Annotated in this window: 24 protein-coding genes and 1 pseudogene; 22 read left to right on the top strand and 3 right to left on the bottom strand. The window is 37.3% G+C overall.

Annotated elements, in window-relative coordinates; all coding sequences use genetic code 11:
- Window positions 1–630 precede the first annotated feature (630 nt).
- From K364_RS22685 to kamA, 8 genes and pseudogenes are all read left to right on the top strand, one after another.
- A complete protein-coding gene (locus K364_RS22685; protein WP_051533778.1) occupies window positions 631–1,350 on the top strand; it encodes a transposase in 720 nt (239 codons plus the stop codon).
- Between the two features lie 128 nt (window positions 1,351–1,478).
- Window positions 1,479–2,717 (top strand): tyrosine-type recombinase/integrase, encoded by a 1,239-nt coding sequence (locus tag K364_RS25385; RefSeq protein WP_051533777.1) that lies wholly within the window; start codon window positions 1,479–1,481, stop codon window positions 2,715–2,717.
- Window positions 2,714–3,673, top strand: a complete 960-nt coding sequence (locus K364_RS22675; RefSeq protein WP_051533776.1) for a tyrosine-type recombinase/integrase — start codon at window positions 2,714–2,716, stop codon at window positions 3,671–3,673. Before K364_RS25385 ends, K364_RS22675 begins: the two co-directional genes overlap by 4 nt.
- A 22-nt stretch (window positions 3,674–3,695) precedes the next feature.
- A complete protein-coding gene (locus K364_RS27795; protein WP_422857200.1) occupies window positions 3,696–3,974 on the top strand; it encodes a site-specific integrase in 279 nt (92 codons plus the stop codon).
- Entirely contained in the window at window positions 3,916–4,635 is a 720-nt protein-coding gene (locus K364_RS22670) for a tyrosine-type recombinase/integrase (RefSeq protein WP_340622496.1), read from the top strand. Before K364_RS27795 ends, K364_RS22670 begins: the two co-directional genes overlap by 59 nt.
- Window positions 4,636–4,754: 119 nt before the next feature.
- Window positions 4,755–5,189: an IS3 family transposase gene (locus K364_RS22665; RefSeq protein ID WP_156946386.1), complete on the top strand. Its 435-nt coding sequence runs from the start codon at window positions 4,755–4,757 to the stop codon at window positions 5,187–5,189.
- Between the two features lie 281 nt (window positions 5,190–5,470).
- Window positions 5,471–5,623: pseudogene (locus K364_RS27790) on the top strand (DUF2442 domain-containing protein); the annotation flags it as partial.
- A gap of 396 nt (window positions 5,624–6,019) precedes the next feature.
- Window positions 6,020–7,366, top strand: coding sequence for a lysine 2,3-aminomutase (gene kamA / locus K364_RS0103025; protein ID WP_035267676.1), 1,347 nt, complete (start codon window positions 6,020–6,022; stop codon window positions 7,364–7,366).
- 208 nt (window positions 7,367–7,574) lie between these two features.
- Here kamA and K364_RS26555 read toward each other — a convergent pair whose 3' ends face one another.
- Window positions 7,575–7,688, bottom strand: coding sequence for an IS3 family transposase (locus K364_RS26555; RefSeq protein WP_156946388.1), 114 nt, complete (start codon window positions 7,686–7,688; stop codon window positions 7,575–7,577).
- 158 nt (window positions 7,689–7,846) lie between these two features.
- Here K364_RS26555 and K364_RS0103020 point away from each other — a divergent pair, with 158 nt between their 5' ends.
- The 8 genes from K364_RS0103020 (at window position 7,847) to K364_RS0102985 (ending at window position 13,079) form a co-directional block, all read left to right on the top strand.
- Window positions 7,847–8,146 (top strand): type II toxin-antitoxin system Phd/YefM family antitoxin, encoded by a 300-nt coding sequence (locus tag K364_RS0103020; protein WP_028306791.1) that lies wholly within the window; start codon window positions 7,847–7,849, stop codon window positions 8,144–8,146.
- Window positions 8,139–8,522 carry a type II toxin-antitoxin system VapC family toxin gene (locus K364_RS22660; RefSeq protein ID WP_051533773.1) on the top strand — a complete coding sequence of 128 codons (384 nt, stop codon included), beginning with the start codon at window positions 8,139–8,141 and terminating at the stop codon, window positions 8,520–8,522. Before K364_RS0103020 ends, K364_RS22660 begins: the two co-directional genes overlap by 8 nt.
- A 120-nt stretch (window positions 8,523–8,642) precedes the next feature.
- Entirely contained in the window at window positions 8,643–9,392 is a 750-nt protein-coding gene (locus K364_RS0103010) for a type II toxin-antitoxin system Phd/YefM family antitoxin (RefSeq protein WP_028306790.1), read from the top strand.
- A gap of 204 nt (window positions 9,393–9,596) precedes the next feature.
- Window positions 9,597–9,797 carry a cold-shock protein gene (locus K364_RS0103005; RefSeq protein WP_028306789.1) on the top strand — a complete coding sequence of 67 codons (201 nt, stop codon included), beginning with the start codon at window positions 9,597–9,599 and terminating at the stop codon, window positions 9,795–9,797.
- 291 nt (window positions 9,798–10,088) lie between these two features.
- Window positions 10,089–10,313 carry a FeoA family protein gene (locus tag K364_RS0103000; protein ID WP_028306788.1) on the top strand — a complete coding sequence of 75 codons (225 nt, stop codon included), beginning with the start codon at window positions 10,089–10,091 and terminating at the stop codon, window positions 10,311–10,313.
- Between the two features lie 25 nt (window positions 10,314–10,338).
- Window positions 10,339–12,183 carry a ferrous iron transport protein B gene (gene feoB / locus K364_RS0102995; RefSeq protein WP_028306787.1) on the top strand — a complete coding sequence of 615 codons (1,845 nt, stop codon included), beginning with the start codon at window positions 10,339–10,341 and terminating at the stop codon, window positions 12,181–12,183.
- Between the two features lie 24 nt (window positions 12,184–12,207).
- Entirely contained in the window at window positions 12,208–12,384 is a 177-nt protein-coding gene (locus tag K364_RS26550) for a hypothetical protein (protein WP_156946385.1), read from the top strand.
- A 146-nt stretch (window positions 12,385–12,530) separates the two neighbouring features.
- Window positions 12,531–13,079 carry a TVP38/TMEM64 family protein gene (locus K364_RS0102985; RefSeq protein ID WP_051533781.1) on the top strand — a complete coding sequence of 183 codons (549 nt, stop codon included), beginning with the start codon at window positions 12,531–12,533 and terminating at the stop codon, window positions 13,077–13,079.
- Window positions 13,080–13,081: 2 nt separating this feature from the next.
- On the opposite strand, the gene dsrJ is transcribed toward K364_RS0102985, so the two are convergent.
- Window positions 13,082–13,465: a sulfate reduction electron transfer complex DsrMKJOP subunit DsrJ gene (dsrJ, locus tag K364_RS0102980; RefSeq protein WP_028306785.1), complete on the bottom strand. Its 384-nt coding sequence runs from the start codon at window positions 13,463–13,465 to the stop codon at window positions 13,082–13,084.
- Between the two features lie 237 nt (window positions 13,466–13,702).
- Here dsrJ and K364_RS0102975 point away from each other — a divergent pair, with 237 nt between their 5' ends.
- On the top strand, window positions 13,703–13,969 hold the full coding sequence (locus K364_RS0102975) for a metal-sensing transcriptional repressor (protein ID WP_028306784.1): 267 nt from the start codon (window positions 13,703–13,705) through the stop codon (window positions 13,967–13,969).
- 43 nt (window positions 13,970–14,012) lie between these two features.
- Window positions 14,013–16,481 carry a heavy metal translocating P-type ATPase gene (locus K364_RS0102970; protein WP_028306783.1) on the top strand — a complete coding sequence of 823 codons (2,469 nt, stop codon included), beginning with the start codon at window positions 14,013–14,015 and terminating at the stop codon, window positions 16,479–16,481.
- A 75-nt stretch (window positions 16,482–16,556) separates the two neighbouring features.
- Here K364_RS0102970 and lgt read toward each other — a convergent pair whose 3' ends face one another.
- Window positions 16,557–17,390, bottom strand: a complete 834-nt coding sequence (gene lgt, locus K364_RS0102965; protein WP_028306782.1) for a prolipoprotein diacylglyceryl transferase — start codon at window positions 17,388–17,390, stop codon at window positions 16,557–16,559.
- Between the two features lie 296 nt (window positions 17,391–17,686).
- On the opposite strand from lgt, the gene K364_RS0102960 reads away from it, so the two are divergent.
- The 4 genes from K364_RS0102960 (at window position 17,687) to K364_RS0102945 (ending at window position 22,937) form a co-directional block, all read left to right on the top strand.
- Window positions 17,687–18,097 (top strand): GGDEF domain-containing protein, encoded by a 411-nt coding sequence (locus K364_RS0102960; protein ID WP_156946384.1) that lies wholly within the window; start codon window positions 17,687–17,689, stop codon window positions 18,095–18,097.
- A 99-nt stretch (window positions 18,098–18,196) separates the two neighbouring features.
- A complete protein-coding gene (locus tag K364_RS22655) occupies window positions 18,197–18,997 on the top strand; it encodes a helix-turn-helix domain-containing protein (protein WP_051533772.1) in 801 nt (266 codons plus the stop codon).
- A 274-nt stretch (window positions 18,998–19,271) separates the two neighbouring features.
- The gene (locus K364_RS0102950) at window positions 19,272–21,977 is read left to right on the top strand and encodes an FAD-binding and (Fe-S)-binding domain-containing protein (protein ID WP_028306780.1); all 2,706 of its coding nucleotides are present in this window, start codon (window positions 19,272–19,274) and stop codon (window positions 21,975–21,977) included.
- 327 nt (window positions 21,978–22,304) lie between these two features.
- Window positions 22,305–22,937: a class I SAM-dependent methyltransferase gene (locus K364_RS0102945; protein WP_035267718.1), complete on the top strand. Its 633-nt coding sequence runs from the start codon at window positions 22,305–22,307 to the stop codon at window positions 22,935–22,937.
- Window positions 22,938–23,129: the final 192 nt, after the last annotated feature.

Below are 23,129 nucleotides of genomic sequence, written 5' to 3'. Positions count from 1 at the left end.
GATATAATTGAGAATTACGAGCCAGAGCCACTGCCAAAGGATGTTCAAAAGAAAATTAGGGCGGTAGTTGAAAGGGCAGAATCAAAGCTAAATGCCTGTTGCTAGTTTTAAGTACTCAACAGTATTTACCTAGAAGAATAACCCGCAATATACCTTCAATGTTATTATTTGTTTTAAAGCTGGTGAATCCGGCTTTTTTTTTAGGTAGTAAGGTCTTTAGTATTGTGTAAAACAGCAAAATATACTAGCCATATCTGTGATGAAAACTGCAAAATATTTTCACCATTAAAAACTATATCAAATTAAATAATCTGCCTTTTAGTTATGCAAATTAAATAATCTGTCAATACTCTTTATTAAAAAAGTATAGAAAGGAAAAAGAGGAAGCGGCACAACACCAAACTTCCCCTTTTTAAAACCAATCACATGATTAGTATTGACAATTTTTTGAGAAATATTACCACTAATTCACTTTCCGGGGAAATTTTTTTTCACATGTTCGGTTGTAAGATCTGCGGCTACACCGGCATGCTATAATGTACACATAAAACCAGACATAATTTTCTAAAACCTAAGTGAACCTGATATAATACAAGACAGGAAACTGTCAGGAAAGAAGGTTCGCATACAATGGTGAAAAGAAGAACATTTTCAGCAGAATTCAAAACTAAGCTTGTACTAGAATTACTCCGAGAAGAAAAGCAGCTCGGTGAGATTGCTCAAGAGCATGACATCAGTCCAACTCAGCTAAGAAACTGGAAAAAAGAGTTTCTGGAGAACGCACCAAAGGTCTTTTCAGAGAGCAGCCAAGAAAAAGAACTACGTGTTAGAGAAAAAGAAATGGACGAACAACTACATGAACTAATGGCAAAAGTCGGTCAGCTCACAATTGAGAATGACTGGCTGAAAAAAAATCTAAAGAAATGTTTGGCTCCGAATGGGAGACTAAATCTGGTTTCAAAAGAAGATAAGCTCTCGGTGACCAGACAATGCGAATTACTCGAAGTTAACAGGACCAGTGTATATTACACACCTGTAGAACCTGACCGTGACTTTGAAAATATGGTTAAGAACAGGCTTGACTATTGGCATACAAAGATGCCATATATGGGAGTCAGGAAACTCCGGGACAAGCTGCAAAAAATAGATAAAATTCCCGTCGGACGCAGGCTAATCAAACGATACATGGAAGAGATGGGCATATATGCAATGTGCCCAAAACCAAACCTTTCAAAGCGTAATAAGCAGCATAAGATCTACCCGTATTTGCTACGCAACCTTGAAATTAACCGCTCTAATCAAGTCTGGGCAGTGGATTATCCCGATGAAAAAGTTATTCCGATGTTTTAATTCAAATTCATGATAATAAAGAGTAACCTGTATGAAAGCTCGGAATAATTTATAGCTATATATTGATTGCTATTATACTCTTATCTTGTGGTTTATATTTATACCAACAACAAGAGAGGGGGATTTTAATGCAATCACAACTTATCACCAACGGAATTGATGCGGTCATGAAATTTTGCAAAGATTTCCGCAGTCGAGAAACAGTAAGAAAATATACAAAAGCTTGTGAATTCATCCAGAAGTATTACCATCAGCAACAACATATCAACTATTGCGCAGACATCAACGAGGAGATTCGTCAAGGACTCCATTTGGAGATATCTGTTAATCAAACCTTCAAGTACAACAGAGAAAGATACGTCTTTCGTGTTCTGGGAATGCTTGATGGTTATTACAAGGGGCTCCCAATTCATTATAAGTATCCGATTATGAGCCGCTACAAACATCAGCTGGAACCTTTTTATGAATTTATTGCCGAAGACTTTAAAGGTAGTCTGACTGTAAAAAAGAGTACAGTGCCAATACTATATTCCATTGCCAGAGATTTTTTCTATTATCTTCAGCAGTTGAAAATTTCTGATTTGAGAACTATACATCAAGAAACCATTTATGACTTTCTGATGCAGGAATATAAGGATCATAGGGGCTGTATGCACAACGTCATGTATGTTGTCAGATTAATTTGTAAGCACCTTCACAACAAAGGATTTCATAACATGCCGACTGAGTTGTTGCCTTTTGCTTTAGCGCCTTCCATGAAGAAAGTTCTTCCGTCTTTTAACCGAACAGATATGGAAAGGGTACTTTTAAGTCCTGATACAAAGACGCACGCTGGGAAAAGAGATTATGCAATACTAATGCTTGCTTCTGTTACAGGGATACGAGCAATTGATATAGCAAATTTAAAGTTGACTGACATTAACTGGATGGAAATGACTATTCATTTTGTCCAACACAAAACTGGATATGGACTTTCACTCCCATTTGATTCTAGCGCTGCGGCTGCTGTTGCGGACTACATATTAAACGGACGCCCCGATATAGAAAGCCCATATGTGTTTTTAACAGAAGCTGCTCCATACAGAAAACTAAGCGATAAATCAAGCGTATCTAATATCCTTAATAAGCACATCAAAGTTGCTGGTATAGAAAAGAAAGCATATGACGGAAAATCATTTCATGCGTTTAGGCGAAGCATGGGAGTTTGGTTGCTCGATACATCCTCTTCACCAGAGATGATTTCACAAATATTGGGACATCGCGGCAAGGGTGTATTAAAACGTTATCTTCCGCTCGAGGCATCTAAGCTCAATATCTGTGCACTTGGATTTGATGCAATTCCAGTGCAGTCGGAGGTATACAGATGAAATATCACTTTAAAAGTCTGTTTGCTAATGACATTGTAGCATATATAAAACTAAGGGTCTCTTTGGGTAATGAGGAAGATACTTACGCACGTAGGCTCCATTCATTTGATATCTTTTGTGTAGAACAGTATCCACATGAAGATGTTCTATCTAGAGAAATAACTGAAGCTTGGTGTACCAAGAAACCAAACGAAAAGTCTAAAACGTTACAGCTTCGAACAAATATAATTAGAGGATTTAGCAAATATCTAGTAAGTATCGGAAAGAATGCGTATATTATTCCCGATGGTTTCGCCGGAAAAGGCGAACAATTCATTCCATACTTGTATAACGATATTGAACTCAGCGATTTTTTTGTTGGTGCAGATCGACTGCCATCACATCCATTGTCACCATTCAGGGAATATGTTGTTCCTGTGATGTTTAGAGTTCTTTATTGCTGCGGTTTGCGTCCCCAGGAAGTAAGACACATCAAGGTAAGCGATACAAATCTAGATGAAGGAACTTTTTATATTTCCGATTCCAAGAGAAATATGGATAGGATTGTGTCAATGTCACAGGAATTATTTGATTTATGTATTAAATATGACACACACATGCAGAATATGATGCCCTCCAGAGAGTACTTTTTTCAAAACCCGCATGGTGGACCATACAAAATTGCATGGATTCAGCAACAATTTTATAGGTGTTGGAAAGAGGCTGGTATATCATTCACAAAAGATCGTAAACCTCGGGTATACGACTGGCGCCACAACTTTGCTACCCATGTAATCTTGAAATGGATGAATGAAAAGAAGGATGTAATGAATCTTCTTCCCTACCTGAGCACCTATATGGGGCATTCATCATTAGAATATACCGCTTATTATATTCATCTTGTTCCTAGACATCTTAAGTATTCAACACTGACCGAATGGAACTGTAGTCAGATAACTCGTGGTCATAAATCATAGTAGTTAACGTTTATTCGAACTTATTAGGGAATATCTTGCAGTCTACCTACCGATGCAGAGGACTGTAAGCTCCAATACAGTAAAGTCTTACAAAGAAACAATGAATCTTTATCTTCAGTTTCTTTGTAATTACGGCAAACAATCTTTGAAGGATCTTTCGTTCAATAACATTTCTAGCGATAGCATTAATGCTTTCCTAGAATGGTTGGATACGGAACGGCATTGTGGACTAACCACATTGAATCAACCTATCAGCCGGGCAGGTTGCCCGACGAAAAACAGAAAAGAAATTAACCGTTGATCATTTCAGCGAGACTGCGCTGGATGCTATTCTCCGTCAGCCCAACCCTCGAACGATGAAAGGTCACAGAAATCTATTTTATATGATTTTAATGTATGATACTGGTGCACGCAACAGCGAAATCCTAAATCTATCTCCTAAAGACGTAGTGGCTGATACAGAATCGCCCTACATAATTATTCACGGAAAAGGTAAAAAAATACGCTTAGTTCCCATCGTGAAAGAAACTGTACAACACTACAAAAGCTACATGAGTCGATTCCATAATGGCTCGATGGATAATATTCCTTTGTTTTATACAGAAATCCATGGTAATAGGCAACCTATGTCTGATGATAACGTTACACGTTTCGTAAAGAAATATGCCTTGCAGGCTCAGAACTCATGTCCTGAAGTTCCTGACAGAGTTACTCCTCATATGTTTCGCCACAGTAGAGCGCTTAATCTGTACAGGAAAGGGGTACCGTTACCTCTTATTTCTGAATGGCTTGGACACTCAAACCTTCAAACTACTTGGATTTACGCTTACGCTGACATAGAAATGAAACGGAATGCGATTGAAAAAGCAACAGTAGCCAATCATCCGCTTCGAAATGCTCAGAAATTTAATGCTGCCGAATTGGATGATGATACTCTAAGACGGCTCTATGGTTTAAAGTAATGATTCAAAAGTTATTCCGATTTTTTTGGTCACATTTAACTAAATCAGCTTAATATTGGTCAAGTGTCGGAATAACTTTTTCATCGGGATAATCTCCATTATTCCGATATTTGGATAAAGTGGATATCACCTATATCAAAATGGGTCGGAGCCATATGTATCTGACAGCTATCATTGATTGGTACAGCCGTTACATAGTTGGCTGGGAACTGTCAGATACTCTGGATACAGCACCGGTTCTCGCTGCAGTAAAGAAGGCGATTAGTCAATATGGCAAACCAGAGATCATCAACAGCGACCAGGGCAGTCAATTTACTAGCGATGAGTATACAAGCTACTTAAAACAAGAAAATATTAAACAAAGCATGGATGGTAAAGGACGTTGGATTGATAATGTTGTCATTGAACGGTGGTTCCGTAGCCTTAAAATAGAGCGGATATATCCTTATGAATTCACTTCACCAAGAGAACTACGAATTGGAATCCGTGAATATGTCCAGGAATATAACAACGAACGCCCTCATCAAACGCACAATTATAGTACTCCATACTAAGTGTATCTAGGTAAAGTGGCGGCTTAATATTGTTGGGGCCAGCCCCAAACCCCGTCCTCGCCGGAGGGCAGGTGGTCTGGCTTCGACCACCTATTAATAGGATTTGGGTTAGTAAGGGGAGTCAAGGGTCAAAGATGAACTCGCTTACGCTCGCCCTTGACTCCCGCCAACTGTTATCTTTATAAGCATGGCAATTGGAAATATCTGGTTCACTTAAAAAATAAAATCTTTGTCTTGACAATGTGCACACTTTAATTAAGCAGCTTCAAGACATTGACCTTTTTATGAATACTTGTACAGTTATGAATAACACATTGGCATGGGATATTACAGGTAATTATGATCCAGCTAATTGTCTTGACCTTGATCCTGAAGAACTTTACATCTCATGTCCAGAAGTTGAGGAACCTAATGTATTAAATATAAGAAATTAAAGCCCAGCAGAATTATCTGGAGAAACCCTTGCTGATTTTATAGAAACCTTGCGGGAGCAAAGCATACCATGGATGTAATATACAGAGGAGTATAAGAAACAGGATGATAGGTAACAAAAAAGACGCTGAAAGAAATGGGCATTTTAAAATGAAAAAGCTCTGTATTTTGTGATCCAACTTTGACAATCTTTTCTAGGAATGATATAATACACTAAATTTTAAAATTGCAAAATATAAATTAACTTATGTATGTTCATGCTGTTATAATTTTTGGTCTATTATTTTGGGGTTATAAGCACCTTAACTCTGATTATTCAGTGTTAGAGTGCTTTTTATTTTAAAAAAACTGTTTTATATAACTTTTTAAAACACATTTTATCTTAGAAAGGAGAAACAATGCAAGAAACAATTAGTATTACAAAGAATAAAATCAACAAAGAAGAACTCCCAAAAAAAATTACAGACAAATGGTATGATTGGAGATGGCAGATAAAAAATACCATTAGAACAGTAGAAACCGTGGAAAAAATATTAGGTATAGAATTTTCACAGCAAAAAAAACAGGCCATCCAGAGGACCATTGATAAATTTCCTATGGCTGTAACACCATATTATTTATCATTAGTCAATACAGATGATCCGGAAAAAGATCCCGTATTTAGACAATGTTTCCCTAACATCAAAGAACTGAGCCTTTCAAACTGCGACATGGTTGATCCCCTTCACGAGGACAAAGATAGTCCTGTCCAATTAATCACTCACCGATATCCGGACAGAGTTTTATTTCATGTCTGCAATGTATGTGCCATGTATTGCAGACATTGCACAAGAAAAAGAAAAGTAGGAGATGTAGATTCCATACCCTCAAAAGATGAAGTTCTGGAAGGTATAAAATATATAAAAAGTAATCCTGAGGTCAGGGATATTTTGCTTTCAGGTGGGGATCCATTAATGTTGCCTGACAATTATCTTGACTGGATACTTAGTAAAATAGCCGAAATTCCTCATGTTGAAGTCATAAGAATTGGATCAAGGATGCCTGTGGTGCTTCCTTACAGAATAACTGATGATTTAATCAAAGTACTGGAGAAGTATGACAACATATGGCTTAATACACATTTCAATCATCCCAGGGAAATCACAGGATCCTCAAAACGTGCACTAAAAAAACTGGCTAAAGCAGGTATCCCTTTAGGAAACCAGTCGGTACTTTTAAGAGATGTAAATGACTGCCCGAGAATCATGAAAAGTCTGGTTCACAAACTGACTGCAAACCGGGTTAGACCATATTATATATATCAATGTGACTTATCGGAAGGCTTGGAACATTTCAGAACAAATGTTGGTAAAGGGATAGAAATCATGGAAAACTTAAGAGGTCACACCAGCGGTTTTGCTATTCCTACCTACGTTATCGATGCTCCGGGTGGAGGAGGAAAAATCCCGATAATGCCGAATTATCTTATCTCCTGGTCTACAAACAAAGTAGTTCTCAGAAACTATGAAGGAGTAATTACCACCTATAAGATGCCAGACGACTACAGACATAACGAATGTGATTTAGAATGTGAAAGCTGCAACCTACAATTTAACCTGGAAAATGACGAAAAAGATTATAAAACTATTGGAATTTCCAAACTTTTAAATGATTACGAAGATGACATCACTTTGGTACCAGAAAATCTGGAAAGGGAAACTAGAAATAATGGGGTGGAGTGCTCAGGCCTAGCTGGACACGCATAAAGTTTCCTTTTCTCTTTATTTCATACAAATACTCTGTTTCTCTTTTTTGTCTATTTTGTGGGCTCTGCCCACACCCGCCCTCGCCGGTAGGCAGTTGGTCATGCTTTGCAAGACCAACTAACAATAGGGTATTGCCTTCGTGGCAGTAAAGGGTAAAGCTTCGCCCGGCTAAAGCCGGCCCTTGACTGCCTGCAATGTCTGTGGTTCTTTAAGCTACTAGTGACTGGTTCTCCCTATGATATTTTTCATATTCCATGGGTGACATGTAGTCTAAACTGCTGTGAGACCTTTTTGAATTATACCAAGTCTCTATGTAGTTAATAAAATCTTTGTCTTAACAATGTGCACACTTTAAGTACAGATATGTTGCGGTTTTCCACATATGACGTAGTAGATATAGATTATGTGCGCAGTATAATTGGAATAATAAAGCCAATATGCTATAATGCTTTTAAAGACACATTTAGGAGTGATATTACTATGCGAATGGTTAGCATAACCGAGATACGGAGAAATGCCAAAGCAGTTTTGGCAGATTTGACAAGAACAAAGAGTCCAATCGCTATTTTACAAAGATCCAAGCATATCGCCTATATTGTTGATGCAGAGAGTTATACTAAAATGCATTTTCAAGGAGAAAATTACTTAATGGAGAATCGGAAAAAAAAATTAGAAGAAATAACCCAGTTACAAAAACGGGTTGCTAGTAAAATTGGTAGACAAGAAGACTCCGTAGAATTAATTAGAAAGTTAAGAGATGGAAACAACCGACATGAGTAAATATATTTGTATTGATACCTCGGTCCTAATTAAATTATTTTTTGAAGAAGAGGATAGCTTTAAAGCCAGGGAGTTAATGCTGAAAGTCATAGAAAATGATCAAATTATTGTTCTACCAGCTTTTGCATGGGCTGAAATAGGGAGTATTTTTAGAAAAAAGATTAGGAACAAACAAATTTCATTGCAAGAAGCTGAGGAAATGTGGGCAAGTTTTATAGAAAAACACTCCTATGATGATAAGAGTGAAATTATTGACTATGCAGCAAAGATTGGCATAGCTCCATTTATACTAATTGGTCGTTTACAGCATGACGGATTAATTGATTACAAAAACTATAACAGCCTCATACCTTCATATGATATTAAAGGATCTTAAGCTACTTATAGTTTTGTGTGCTAGGTTTCTGATCGGGGTTTTAAATAGCATATCGCACGATATAAATATTATTTATTAATTTAGTGCGATATGCTATAATGTTCGTGCGAGGTGTTGAAAATGAAAGATACCACAAAAGTTATTACAGCCACTGAGTTTAAAACAAATCTAGGAAAGTATTTAGACTATGTAATTGATAATAATGAAGTTATTATTACTAAAAACGGCAAAAAAGCCGTAAGACTTACGCCCTATATTACAGAAATCGAACGATACTTTATGGTTAAGGAAAATGCATTGGACTATCAGTACGGTGGTAAGAAAGTATCATATGAAGAATTTATGGAGATTTATGAAAAAAGCGAGCTAAGAATGGAGTATATCAATGGCGAAATAGTACTTTTAGCTTCTCCTGACACCTTTCATCAGGATATTTCTGGTAATCTGTACATTCATCTAAGAACATACCTGAATAACAAGAAATGCAAGGTTTTTTATGCACCCTTTGATGTGCATTTTCATAAAAAGGATTTTGATACGCCTGATGTTATGCAGCCGGATTTGCTCATTGCATGTGATATGGAGGATACTGTTAATGAAAAAGGAAGATATATGGGGACCCCAACATTATGCATTGAAATTATATCAAAAAGCACCCGCTCAAAAGATATGATTGATAAGCTCAATACTTATATGTTGTCCGGTGTCAGAGAGTTCTGGATCGTAGACCCTTTTAAATATTCAGTTCTGGTATACGGTTTTAAGGATTTTGAAATCGATGAGTATACCACTTATAAAATTGAAGACACTATAACTTCTTATTTTTTCGAAGGTTTAGAGATAATGGCAAGTGAAATATTCAGGACGTAGGAGAAATAAAGAAGGTTAAAACTTGGGTAAATACTTCCAAAAATTGCTTGCAATTATAAACTTCATATGATACTATTATACATAGTTTTAAGAAGATGTGAAAAACTTAAACTTTCTTGGCCTCTGGTTATTGTTACAGAAAAAAAGATGTTTTACGTTATTCTGCTTTTTGATTCAAATTATTTTTAAGGGGGCCATAATACTATGCAAGGAAAAGTAAAATGGTTTAATGCAGAAAAAGGTTTTGGATTTATTGAGAGTAATGGAGGAGGAGATGTTTTTGTACATTTCTCTGCCATTCAAAGCGAAGGTTTTAAGACCTTAGAAGAAGGTCAAAGTGTTGAATTTGATGTTGTCGAGGGTAATCGTGGTTCACAGGCAGCTAACGTTACTGCTGTAAGATAAATCAAATGGTAAGTGAGGGCATTTCCATTAGGGAAGTGCCTTTATCTGTTTTTGTCAATAATCTGGGTATTACTCAGCTATGAATAGTTTTTGCATACAATTAAGACGAATTTTCATTAATTTTTGCTAAAAAAAAGTCTTGCATAACTTATATTGCTAAGTTACAATAAAATCAAGGAAAAATTAAATGAAAATGAATATCAATTCCAAGAAATACATATTTTTTTAAGGCTTAATTGATAAGAATTATCATTAAGTGCGAAATTATTATTAGCAAAGGAGGAAAACCGTATGACTTTAGACAAAGGCAAAAGGGGAATGTTGATTAAGATTGTAAATATACCTGATGAACTAGTTAGGTCGCAGGTAATTCGTTTTGGGATTATGGAGGGGTCAGTAGTCACATGTGAGGAAGTTGTTCCTACAGGACCAATTATAGTTAGTCGTAACAGACAGGAAATTGCTATTGGGCGCAACCTTGCTCGGCAAATAAAAGTTGAACAGGTGGCTTCATAATTAGATTATAGGGGGAAGTAAAGGTATGCATTGTCATGATTTAAGTAATCATATTAATATTCCTAAAAATGCAAAAAAAGTTGTTCTAGTTGGCAACCCAAATGTGGGCAAATCAGTTGTTTTTAACGCACTTACAGGATTGTATGTTGATGTTTCTAATTTTCCAGGAACTACCCTGGATATTTCCTATGGTATAGTGGGACCATATGCAATAATTGACACTCCAGGTGTTTATGGAGTATCATCCTTTAATCAAGAAGAAATTGTTGCTAGAGATGTGATTTTAGGCGCGGATATTGTCATTAATGTAATTGATGCAGTTCATTTAGAAAGAGATTTGTTTTTAACCCAGCAGATTATTGATATGGGTATACCAGTGATAGTAGCATTGAATATGCTTGATGAAGTAAAAAAGCAGGGAATAGAGATTGATGTGGACCTGCTTTCTGATTTACTTGGCGTTCCTGTTATTCCTACAGTTGCTGTGAAAAAAGAAGGCTTGGATGAAATTAAACAGAGCATTGAAAAGGCGAGGGTTGGGCATATTGAGCCTGAACTCCAGAGGAAGCTGACCAAGTTGCTGGAAAAGGTAGGTACTCAAGGTGAGGCACTGCTGGTTTTGGAAGGTGATCCCCATGTAGCAGGACGCCATGGAATAGAGCCAGAGCCTTATAGAGAAGAGATTTATATGCAAAGACGTTTACGTGTCAATGATATTATTCAACATGTTTCAAAGGATGTAATCAAAGGAGCTTCCTTTGCAACCAAACTGGGTCGCTGGATGATTAATCCTCTAACTGGTATTCCAATTTTACTTGGGGTAATGTATTTAATGTATGAACTTGTTGCTGTGTTTATTGCCCAAACAGTAGTTGAGTTTACCGAGGGCATGGTCATGGGGGAAATCTATCAGCCCTTTATCATCAATCTAGTTGGCAGGTTAATTTCAGAGGAATCATTCATAGGGGCTTTGCTTATAGGTGAATTTGGCATTTTAACCATGACTGTTATTTATATTTTAGGTCTATTGCTGCCCCTTGTCCTGGGATTTTACTTCTTTTTATCGGCCATGGAAGATTCAGGTTATTTGCCCAGAGTTGCAGCTATGGTTGATAGGGCTTTAGCTTTTATAGGACTAAATGGAAGGGCTATAATTCCCTTTATTCTTGGATTTGGCTGTGTAACAATGGCCACAATTACAACTAGACTACTTGGATCTGATCGCGAGCGAAAAATTGCCATTTTTCTCTTGGCATTAGCCATACCCTGTTCAGCTCAGATAGGTGTAATAGCGGTGCTTATTGGAAGCTTGGGATTAAACTATGTAATTGGTTATATTGCCATAATGTTTTCTATACTGGTAATTGTAGGAACAATCCTAAATAAATTGTTTCCAGGAGAATCTACTCATCTGCTGATAGATATACCGCCCTTGCGCATTCCGCGAGTGGATAATGTATTAAAAAAGACCATTACTAAATCATGGCATTTTTTGAAGGAAGCTACTCCTTTATTTGCTATCGGAGCTCTTATCCTTGGTATTTTGGATCTAACGGGATTGCTGGAAATGATTCAAGTTGCTTTGGCTCCATTAACTGAAGGCTGGCTCAAGCTGCCCAGGGAAGCTGCAACAGCATTTATAATGGGTTTTGTTCGGAGAGACTTTGGAGCTGCTGGTTTATTTGATTTGACTATAACACCAATGCAAACCTTAATTGCATCGGTTACAATATCACTATTTGTTCCATGCATTGCCTCTGGAATGATTATAATTAAAGAACTTAATAAAAAGCTTGCAGCTATTATCTGGATTTCAGTTATAATACTGGCGTTCTTGTTTGGTGGAATACTTGCTCAAGTATTAATATAGTCTTAAATAAGGGAGTAAGTGATAATGTCTTTAATTGGGAAGATCATAAAGGGTGGAGATGTATTTCAAGAGAAGGAGAAAAAAGACATTCTTTGCGAAAACTGCAAGATGATTCTGACCAGTTCCGAAATCATTCGTTGTCCAAGGTGCTTTACCCTGGTAAAACATACATGCAGTGGATGCGGGAGCTGTAATCATTAGTTATATGCATATGATTCTTTAATAAATTGACAATACTTATTAATAATTGTATATTTAATATCAAGCCTTTAGCATAATCAGTATAAATTGGTTATGTTAAAGGTCTTTTTTTTAAATCTTTTTTAAGTGAGTGACATTTTAAAATGCTGTCAACAGAGTGGGTATTACATATATTAGAAAAATGGCATAATTGGGCAATAGTAGTAAGCTTATTAATCAGCATCCTGATTGCCATATTAGGTGTGCTGCCGTCAATCTTTGTTACAGGAGCAAATGTCTTGTTTTTTGGTATTTATAATGGACTATTGATTTCATGGCTCGGAGAAGTCATTGGTGCCGGTATTTCTTTTAAGCTTTACCGCTGGGGATTTAAACATCGAACAGAACAAATAGGAATGAATTACCCACTAATTAAAAAGATTACTCAGGCCCAAGGGTTTAAAATTAATATCCTAATATTTGAGGCCAGGCTGCTTCCCTATGTGCCATCTGGTTTAGTAACCCTGGCAGGGGCTGTAAGCAACATGCATCTTCTGCCTTTTTTGGTTGCTACAGCCCTGGGGAAATTACCCTCCATTGCACTCGAAGTTTTAGTAGCCTATCAAATTATTCAACTTAGCAGCTTTTGGCTGGCTGTAGTTTTTACCACTATTTTAATAATTACCATAGTCCTAATGCTCAGAAAGAGACAATAGCTTTATAAACTATCATGACAGTCCCAGCAATTAGGCTCTATTCCTGCAAAACTATGACAAGCATCACAAAACCGTTCCCTGTTAGAATGGCAATATAAGCAGGTTTCTTGAACGCATTTCACGTATTCTTGGCCATCACTTGCTGCATAAATCCTGGCGCCATCTCTAACTACTGAAGTTCTCCATTCAGCAAGGAGCTTCATGTGGTTTGCACGCATATATTCTGTGTCCTCTATGCATTCCTTTACTTCTAATGCCTGTATTTCCGGGGTATCTAAACTTATTTCCGGCCTTTCGTTTTGCTGGCCTGTATTATACCAGAAGGGTATAGAAAATAGGCCTACAAGTACTATAATGCCAATAATTATTCCTCGATAATTATTCATTTGCTTTTTCTTAACCTCCCACCTTTAAATACCTGCAATATTACTTCTTATGGTTGTTATTATTTGTAAAAGCAGAGGGAATTATTAGACCTGTAATGTGAGTTAAAGTACAATACTAAAATTCTTACTTGACAGATAGGAAAAAGGTATTATAATTATAACCATAACCCCACCCCATGAGGGGATGGGCAATTGTATTTTGATAGTTGGGCATTATAAGCTTGGAGGTGTTTAGCTATGGAAAGGTCGGAAAAAGTAAAGGTAATGAATCTTTTAAAAACCTCCAAAGGGCAAATGGAGGGTATCATTAAAATGCTGGAAGATGATAGATACTGTGTTGATATTTCTAAACAGATTCTTTCAGTACAGGCACTCCTTAAGAAAGCAAACTTAAGAATAATTGATCAACACATTAAGCATTGTGTTAGGCAGGCTTTCTCAGAAGGTCATGGCGATGAAAAGATAGATGAGGTTATTGAACTTATCGATAAATATGCAAAGTAGAATTGGTATAAAAAATAAATATACAAGATATGGAGATGTTATTATGGCTCACATAGCTTTAAAAATTAAAGGCATGACCTGTGCGTCTTGTGTTCGCAGGGTAGAAACAGGTCTTAAAAAGTTAGATGGTATCTCTGAAGCTAATGTAAACCTCAGTACTGAGAAGGTTACTATTGATTATGACGATACAGTAGTTAGGGTGGAGGAAATAGTTAATTTTATAAAGGAAATTGGATATAATGCCTATCCAGCTAATGTTGAAAAAGTGACCCTGCCTGTTGGGGGTATGACCTGTGCTTCTTGTGTACGGCGTATTGAAAATGAAGTTAAAAAGGTGGCAGGAGTCTTTTCTGCTTCAGTTAACCTGGCAGCAGAAAGGGTTACTGTAGAGTATGATAGTGATGCAATTTCTCTGGCTGATATTAAGAAGGTAATAGTAAAACTTGGTTACCAGGTTTTTGATGGGCAAAGGGAGACTAGTGAAGACAGGGAAAGGTTAGAAAGAGAAAAAGAAATGAAAAGGCTAACCCTTGATTTTATCCTGGGAGCAGTATTGACAACTATAGTTCTAATTGGTTCTCTGCCTCATATGATGGAGGGTTGGGGACAATGGGTTCCCGCAGTTTTAACAATGCCACTAACACTATTAATACTAACAACTCCAGTTCAATTTATATCAGGATGGAGATTCTACAGGGGAGCCTATGCAGCCTTATCCCATGGCACTAGTGATATGAATGTTTTAGTAGCAATGGGTACCTCTTCAGCCTGGTTTTATAGTGCAGCCATGACATTGTTCCCTGCTTTTTTAACGGGACTAGGCTTTCCATATCAGCTTTACTATGATGTGGCTACAGTAATTACCACCCTAATTCTTCTAGGAAGACTATTAGAAGCAAAAGCCAAGGGTAAAACATCAGAAGCCATTCGCCGTCTAATGGGTATGCAGGCAAAGACAGCCAGGGTAATTAGAAATGAGCAGGAAGTGGACATTCCCATTGAGGATGTAGTCATAGGTGATATAGTAATAGTTCGTCCCGGTGAAAAGGTGCCTGTGGATGGTGAAATTGTAAGCGGCCGTTCAGCTTTAGATGAATCCATGCTAACAGGAGAAAGCATTCCAGTTGAAAAGTCAGTGGGTGACGAGGTAATTGGTGCTACAATTAATAAAACTGGTACTTTTAAGTTTAGAGCAACAAAAGTTGGCAGGGACACCATGTTAGCCCAGATTATAAGACTGGTTGAGGAAGCGCAGGGTTCTAAAGCACCAATTCAGAAGCTGGTGGATGTTATATCAGCTTATTTTGTTCCAGGTGTAGTAATCATAGCAGCTTTAAGCTTTGTCCTATGGTGGGCTTTTGGACCGGAACCATCCTTGATATTTGGTTTAACTACCTTTATCGCAGTATTAATTATTGCCTGCCCCTGTGCCCTGGGCCTGGCTACTCCTACAGCCATAATGGTAGGTACAGGTAAAGGTGCGGAAAATGGTATTTTGATAAAAGGTGCTGAAAGTCTGGAAACAGCTCATAAGATAAATACTATTGTATTCGACAAGACCGGTACCATTACCTTTGGAGAGCCTTCTCTAACAGATTTAATAGTAAATGACGGTTTTCATGAGGATGAGGTTTTACGATTGATAGCCTCTGTAGAAAGCGGGTCAGAGCATCCATTAGGGGAGGCAATTGTTAAAGGTGCAAGGGAAAAAGGACTTAATCTGGAAGAACCTGAAGAGTTTGAAGCAATTCCAGGCCATGGAATTCTGGCCAGGGTATCAAAAAAGATTATTCTCATAGGGAACCTTCGTTTAATGAAATCCAAAAATGTTGAGATTTCTGACAGCATGCTGGCTAATGCTGATGCATTAGCTGATGAAGGAAAAACACCCATGTTTGTAGCTGTAGACGGAAATATAGCAGGTGTGGTTGCTGTTGCAGATACGGTGAAGGAAACTTCAATAAAAGCTATTAAAGAGCTTAAAAAGATGGGTATAGAGGTTATTATGCTGACAGGAGACAACAGACGTACAGCTGATGCTGTAGGACGTCAGGTTGGAATTGACCGTGTGCTGGCAGAAGTATTACCAGAACACAAGGCACAAGAGGTGAAAAAGCTCCAGGAGGAAGGCAAAATAGTTGCAATGGTTGGTGATGGGATTAATGATGCACCTGCATTAGCACAAGCAGATGTAGGGATAGCCATTGGTACCGGTACTGACGTGGCCATGGAGGCATCTGATATAACCTTAATCAGGGGTGATTTGAGGGGAGTACCCACAGCTATTAGACTTTCCAAGGCAACCATGGTTATGATCTGGCAGAATCTATTTTGGGCCTTTGCCTATAATATTGTATTAATACCTGTAGCAGCTGGGTTACTATGGCCGCTCTTTGGTATAATCTTAAACCCAATGCTTGCGGCTGCTGCAATGGCCTTTAGTTCTCTTTCAGTAGTCCTTAATACAATGAGGTTAAAAACCTTTAAGGCTGCTTCAGAACTAACTGACTAGGGAACATATTACATGGGTCTGTTCTAAAAAAGCAACAGGGTATATGACCTGTTGCTTTATCCTGCTTAGTTTAGTCTAAACTCCTTGTACCCCATAAAAAATCATCAAAGATAACACTATAAGTGCCAGGATGAAAATGGTTGTTTTAAGGACTTCAGATTTTTTAAGGCCTGTAGCTTTTTTAGGATAATATGAATGTTTAATCAGGACACTTCTAAGTCCTAGAGCAAAAATTATAAAAATAACACTCATTAAATGGGCTACACTTATACTTCCTAAAAAAATTGGATTAGTTCTAAACAATTCTACTATGCCCCTGATTACTGGGAAAAACAATAAATAGTTTACCAAAAGCTGTCCATCATATCTTATATTTAACCTTTTAACCCATAGGTATCCAAAAAGCAAATAGTTCAGAATAAATTCATATACCTGTACTGGATGCAGAAGGGAGTTTTGGACTTGGATTCCCCAGAAATATTGATTTTCCATTGGAACACCAAAGACATCACAGCCAACTCTTCCAATAGCTTGTCCCAAGATTAAAGCGGGAATAAGAGCATCAGATGTTCTCCATAAGGGTAGCTTTGCAGTTCGTGCATAAAGAACTCCTGCAATAATACCTCCAGCGATACCACCATGAATTGATAAACCACCCTGGTGTACATATAGTATGTCAACTGGATTGGATAAATAGTATCCTGGATTGTAAATGAATACATAGACTAATCTGGCACCGAGAAATCCTCCTAATAGTGTATACAATAGTAAGTTAAATATTTTGGCATGGTCCAGATTTTTTCTTTCTGCCTCACGTAAAGCCACTAGCAGACCAACAATCACACCTATTGCAATCATTACACCAAAGAAATGCACTGTAAATGGACCTATGGAAAATAGCTCTTTCATAACTATAATTCTCCTTTCAGGTGATAATATCTAAAGCACCACTTTGGTTTCCCATGTGGTGCTTTAGAATTGAACAAAGGAAGTTGGATTGCTGTGTTACTGGGTCTTGGTAACTGACTTTATTCTACTTTAAAATTCTTAGTAAATAAATAGAGTTCACCAATTGTTCACAAACTGTTACTAATTCCGACACAAAAGGTGGAAGCCTAACTTTTTTAAAAAATAATATCTGACTTATGGCTTATACTGTATAATAGCTTTGTAGACAATTCTAAGTTCAAGGAGAGCTTGGTGCTATTGTATCAAACAATTTACGAAAATCAGATATTCTTGCCAGGTATGGCGGGGATGAATTAGTAATTATTTTGCCAGAAACAAATGAGCAAGATGCATATAATTTAATGGAAAGACTAAGGCTGAAAATACAAGAACATATTTTTACCATTGACAGAGAAACTATTATAGAAACAAAAGATGAAATAAAAGAAAATTTATCTCTAAAAACTAAATTAGTCAATTTTCTAAATCATATAGGTATTAATAATTTTAAAAATGGTGATTTATCACAAATAACTATTAGTGCAGGTATTTCTTCACTGAATTCTGATATAAATAATAAGGAAGAGCTGATTAAGAAAGCAGATGAAGCACTGTTAAAGGCTAAAAAATCTGGTAAAAACACCGTTGTAATTTCTAGTCATCAGTAAGCATATGGGTTTCGTATGGAGAGACTTTGGAACTGCTGGTTTTTCTTTTCAGTATATGCTATAGTTTAAGTTAATTAATTATTGGACAGGGTGAAATAAATGAGTTTAGGCAAAAATTTACGTGGATTTCGTAAACAGCGAGGGATGAAGCTGAAAGAACTTGCTGAGCAATTAAAAGTTTCATATTCTTATTTGAGCGCTGTGGAACGGGACGTTAAAAAGCCTTCCATTGCTATGGTGAAAAAATTATCACACATATTAAATATTTCACCTACCTACCTTTTTGAAGCAGAAAAAGTTTATGGTGAAAAAATTCGGTTTATTAGAAGGGGTAGAAGCTTAAGTATTGAAGAATTAAGTGATCTGTCCGGAATTTCTGCAGATAAGATTGAAGCATTTGAAGAAGGAACAGAGGAACCGGACTTGGATACTTTAGAACGCCTGGCTGAAACACTGAATGTTACCATTAGATACTTTTTGGAGAAGAATGCCGATAGTGTGTCCATTGGAGAACGGGTTCGAAGGGAAAGAGAAAAATTAGGCCTAACAGGAGTGGCTTTGGCTGATAAAGCAAATATCAGTCCTGCCATGGTGAGCCAGATAGAAAATGATCAGAGCGAACCGTCATTAGATACTCTGGAAAGTATTGCTCAAGCCCTGGGCGTGTCTGTTTGCTATTTTTTATTAGAACAGGAAGATGTGGAAAATCTCATTTCCTCTCTTAATTCTGATCTTTTATCACTGTTGGGTGATCCAAGGGTTCAGGCTGTATTAAGAGCAATAAGGGATTTGGAAGCCGGAGACCTGAAGTTTATATTAAACTATATCCAATTTTTTAAACGTAACAAACCCCTATTAAATGGAACCTTAAATGGAAACAGAAATATGGAAAAAATATAGTTATCTAGCTGCTGCGGCAGCTTTTTTGTTTTTGGTTATTTTAAAAAAATCTTTAAAAACAAGCCCATATTTGCAGGAATATAAAATCCTATCACGAATAATAAATTAAAAATAAGTTCAATTAAATTGAACCAAGGTTCAAGAAAAGGCATTCACTTCATCAAGTATTTTATATTTTTTTAACCAATGATTTAGTAATAGAACAATTTTATTGAACAAAACATATTAAGGGTCTTAACCCTTTTAAAATAAAACCAAGGAGGAGAAGTGAATCATGAAAAATAATTTGAGTGCCAAGCAGATGGTAAGAATTCAAGAAATATTTGGTGAGCGCGTGCGCTTTAACAAAGTGGAAAGGATAGTATATTCCCATGACATGGGCATTATGCCCGAACAGATCAGGGGTTTGATGGAATGTGTACCTGATGCTGTTGTCCAACCAATCAATGTGGAAGAGGTTATTGCCTTATGTAAAATCTCGTGTGAAGAAAATATTCCCCTTGTGCCAAGGGGGGCAGGCAGTGCTGGCTTTGGAGGAAGTGTCCCGGCAAAAGCAGGTGTAGTGGTTGATTTTGTGAGAATGAATCAGATTTTGGCTATTGATACAGAAAAAATGACAGCTTGCGTCCAACCAGGTGTTATTTGGAGCAATCTGGAAAAAGAATTAAATAAGCGTGGATTAGCATTAAGAGCTTATCCGTCCAGTGCTAACAGTTCAACTGTGGCGGGCTGGGTTGCTCAGGGGGGAAGTGGATATGGCAGTTATGAATTTGGTGATTGCAGCCAAAATATTATTTCTGCAGATGTGGTTTTGCCTAATGGAGAGCTTAAAACCTTTTCCGGTGAAGGCTTAAAATATATATACAATCTTTGTGGCATTACAGGTATGATTGTTAAGGTTGAGGTCAAGGCCCGGGAAAAGGATGAAGAAAGTGTAATTCTTTCCGCTTTTCCAGATATGAAAAGCACGGCAAAATTTTTAAATGGACTCTCGGAGAAAAAAATTCTCTTGTGGAATGTGAGTTTGACTACTCCTGCCTATACAGCTTTGAAGCAAAAAGCTTTAGAACACTATGTCTTACCTGAAGATCAGTATCTTGTAACCATGGTTTTTCCAAAACCGCGTCGTTCTTCTGTTGAAAAACAAATTCAAGACCTAACTGCTGCTTATAACGGCAAAATTATGCGGGAAAAACTGGCCAAAGAAGAATGGGAAGACAAATTTTATCCCATGCGCTTTAAAAAATTAGGACCTACTCTGGTTGCCAGTGAGGTTGTCATCCCAATCAAGGAAGTAGAGAGCTTTGTCAGTGAGATTGAACGAAAGTACAAGGGCGAATTTGCTTTAGAAGGCACCATGGTAGGTTCAGACAAGATTTCCATACTGGGATTCATGTTGGCAGACGAGCGTAAACTAGGTTTTCCCCTGGCTTATGCCTGTGCTCTAGATGTCATTGATACCGGAGAAAAATATGATGGGAAGGTTTTCTCAATTGGTATGTACTTTACAGACAGGGCCAGGAACTTTTATGGTGTGCAGCAATTGGATGAGATTTGGAGATACAAACAGTCAATTGACAGGGAAAACTTAATGAATCCTGGAAAGATTATACCCCCGTCTATAGACAAAAACTCCCCTACAAAAAAGCTTACTACTGCCATGAAGGTTGCTAATGCCGGCAGTGGTTTGATTGGTCTTGCTGGAAGACTGCTCAGTAAATGGCAGGGGAATAATTTTGAATCACCCCTTGATGAACATCTTACAGACGATACATTTTCATGTGCAATGTGTGGTTACTGCCGAAATGTATGTACGGTATTTGATGCTATGCCTTGGGAGAGTAATTCGCCGCGAGGTAAATATTTTCTGCTTAATCAATATATCAAGGGAAAGATACCTATGGATGATGAAGTAGGAAAAGCATTATATGCTTGTACGACCTGCAAAAAGTGTGATACAGTCTGCCAAATTCGTGCCCATAATGCGCACCACTGGATGGCCCTGCGTTACGAGTTTTATAAAAATAAACTTCATAATACAGGATTAGAGTTTATTCGCAACAATGTTTTAACAACAGGTAATTTTTGGGGAATACCTGCCCAGGAGAGACTAAAATGGTTGGATGTAGCAACAGAAAAACATGGGGAAATTGCCTATTGGTCAGGTTGCTGGGCCGCAACAATCATGGACAATATGGCCCAAAATACCACAAGAATATTGGAACATTTAGAAATACCTTTTGTCCACTATGGTGAAGATGAACGCTGCTGCGGGTTGTATTTAGCTCTAGGAGGTTACAAAAAAGACTTTCAAGAATTAGTAAAAAGCAATTTGGAAATGTTTAAAAAATCTGGTGTTGAAACCATAGTTTTTTCATGTCCAGGGTGTTATGCTACATTTAATGAAAACTATCCCCAAATGGCTTTAGAAATGGGGCTAGAATGTAATATTCGTTTTAAACATATAGTAGTTTATCTTAGTGAGTTGATTGCAGATGGTAAATTAACATTTACCACTCCCCTTAATCACAAGGTTACTTATCACGACTCCTGTCACGTAGGACGTTGGTTTGGTCATTACCATGAACCAAGAAATATTATACTGGCCATTCCCGGACTTGAACTACGTGAAATGGAGCATGTGAAAGAACAAGGCTTATGCTGCGGGCTTGTTTCAGCTTTTGATTCTTTACCATCTGTTGCCCACAGTGGAATGACAAGGGTAAGGGAAGCAGAGGCTACCGGAGCAGAATATTTGGTTACAAACTGTGCCGGATGTGGTTCCCAGTTTAATGCTACCTGCCATGCCATGGGTACAAAAGTTAAGCAAATGGATTTAACAGAACTGGTGGCTAGAGCTATAGGAATTCCTACTAATGACCCTTCAGAAAAAATTGGGGCTTACATGGGTCAATGTGTTGAACTTCTAAAGGATAGTGTGCTTGCTCCCATTGTGGTCTCGCAAGGTACAAAGAAATAAATATTTGCCTGCAATGTTCCATGAAAAAGGAATGGCTTGTCTATTTCCTGGCACTGATATATATGCATTAGGATTGGTTACCTTAGCAAGGGGTGTGAGTAATATACACCTCTTGCTTTTTCATTTATACTTAAATGTTCTAAATATGGTCATATTTTCATCAAATCTTCATTCTATACTTAGATAAACCCAAGAAAATTTCTAAAGGGGGGATAAAGCAGCACAAGCAGGATCGGGCATTTCTTTCTTTTACATTCATTGACAAAAGGGTAAAATAGTATGGATAGTGTCATATTGAAATCTATAAAAAACAAGAGGGTGATTATTTTGGACTATGAAACTCTTGACAGGGAAACTACACAGCAGGTGAGAGAAAAGTATAATAAAAAAGCAAAGAATTATGACAAAATAATGGGCCCCATGGACAGGATGATGATGGGAAAGTGGAGAGAAATGCTGTGCAAAAATGCAAAGGGTTTAGTGCTGGAAGCAGGTGTAGGGACAGGAGCCAATTTTCCATATTATCCTCAGGGGGTAAAAGTCATAGGAATAGATTTTAGCCAGAGCATGTTAGAAATAGCAGAAAGCAAAATATCCCAGGCTAAGGTTCCCATTGAATTAAAATTAGCTGATATCCAGGAGCTGCCATTTGCTGACAATACCTTTGACACCATAATAACTGCTTGTGTCTTTTGTTCTGTACCGTTTCCAGTGAAAGGTTTTCAAGAATTAAGACGGGTAGTTAAACAAGATGGCAGGCTGTACCTCCTGGAACATGTAAGAAGTGAAAGAGCAGTAGTGGGGACTGTGATGGATTTATTAAACCCATTAACAGTTAGATTCCAAGGTGTTAATATAAACAGAAGAACAGAAGCTAATATGCTGCAGGCCGGTTTATCAATAGTTGAAGTAAAAAACCTGCTATCTGATATTGTAAAGCTTATTACAGCAAAGAAATGAAAGTAAAGTGTACTAGTACTCAAAATCAGATTTAATAGTTGGTAGTATTTAAACTTTTAAAAAGGATAGCCAGGGAGAGAGCTCATCTAGACGTTAGGTAGCTCTCTTTTTGCAACAAAAACTACTAATTATAATCATAGTTTCGTCAAAAATTACTTTTATAATTAGTATTAGGCAAACTAACTTTGTTTT

Source organism: Desulfitibacter alkalitolerans DSM 16504, from assembly GCF_000620305.1.
In the GTDB taxonomy this organism is placed as follows: Bacteria; Bacillota; DSM-16504; order Desulfitibacterales; family Desulfitibacteraceae; genus Desulfitibacter; species Desulfitibacter alkalitolerans.
This window is presented reverse-complemented; position numbering and strand designations above follow the sequence as displayed.

Coding starts and splice junctions, on each gene's coding strand:
- K364_RS22685 (WP_051533778.1), top strand. CDS start 631: ATGGTGAAAAGAAGAACATTTTCAGCAGAATTCAAAACTAAGCTTGTA.
- K364_RS25385 (WP_051533777.1), top strand. CDS start 1,479: ATGCAATCACAACTTATCACCAACGGAATTGATGCGGTCATGAAATTT.
- K364_RS22675 (WP_051533776.1), top strand. CDS start 2,714: ATGAAATATCACTTTAAAAGTCTGTTTGCTAATGACATTGTAGCATAT.
- kamA (WP_035267676.1), top strand. CDS start 6,020: ATGCAAGAAACAATTAGTATTACAAAGAATAAAATCAACAAAGAAGAA.
- K364_RS0103020 (WP_028306791.1), top strand. CDS start 7,847: ATGCGAATGGTTAGCATAACCGAGATACGGAGAAATGCCAAAGCAGTT.
- K364_RS22660 (WP_051533773.1), top strand. CDS start 8,139: ATGAGTAAATATATTTGTATTGATACCTCGGTCCTAATTAAATTATTT.
- K364_RS0103010 (WP_028306790.1), top strand. CDS start 8,643: ATGAAAGATACCACAAAAGTTATTACAGCCACTGAGTTTAAAACAAAT.
- K364_RS0103005 (WP_028306789.1), top strand. CDS start 9,597: ATGCAAGGAAAAGTAAAATGGTTTAATGCAGAAAAAGGTTTTGGATTT.
- K364_RS0103000 (WP_028306788.1), top strand. CDS start 10,089: ATGACTTTAGACAAAGGCAAAAGGGGAATGTTGATTAAGATTGTAAAT.
- feoB (WP_028306787.1), top strand. CDS start 10,339: ATGCATTGTCATGATTTAAGTAATCATATTAATATTCCTAAAAATGCA.
- K364_RS26550 (WP_156946385.1), top strand. CDS start 12,208: ATGTCTTTAATTGGGAAGATCATAAAGGGTGGAGATGTATTTCAAGAG.
- dsrJ (WP_028306785.1), bottom strand. CDS start 13,465: ATGAATAATTATCGAGGAATAATTATTGGCATTATAGTACTTGTAGGC.
- K364_RS0102975 (WP_028306784.1), top strand. CDS start 13,703: ATGGAAAGGTCGGAAAAAGTAAAGGTAATGAATCTTTTAAAAACCTCC.
- K364_RS0102970 (WP_028306783.1), top strand. CDS start 14,013: ATGGCTCACATAGCTTTAAAAATTAAAGGCATGACCTGTGCGTCTTGT.
- lgt (WP_028306782.1), bottom strand. CDS start 17,390: ATGAAAGAGCTATTTTCCATAGGTCCATTTACAGTGCATTTCTTTGGT.
- K364_RS22655 (WP_051533772.1), top strand. CDS start 18,197: ATGAGTTTAGGCAAAAATTTACGTGGATTTCGTAAACAGCGAGGGATG.
- K364_RS0102950 (WP_028306780.1), top strand. CDS start 19,272: ATGAAAAATAATTTGAGTGCCAAGCAGATGGTAAGAATTCAAGAAATA.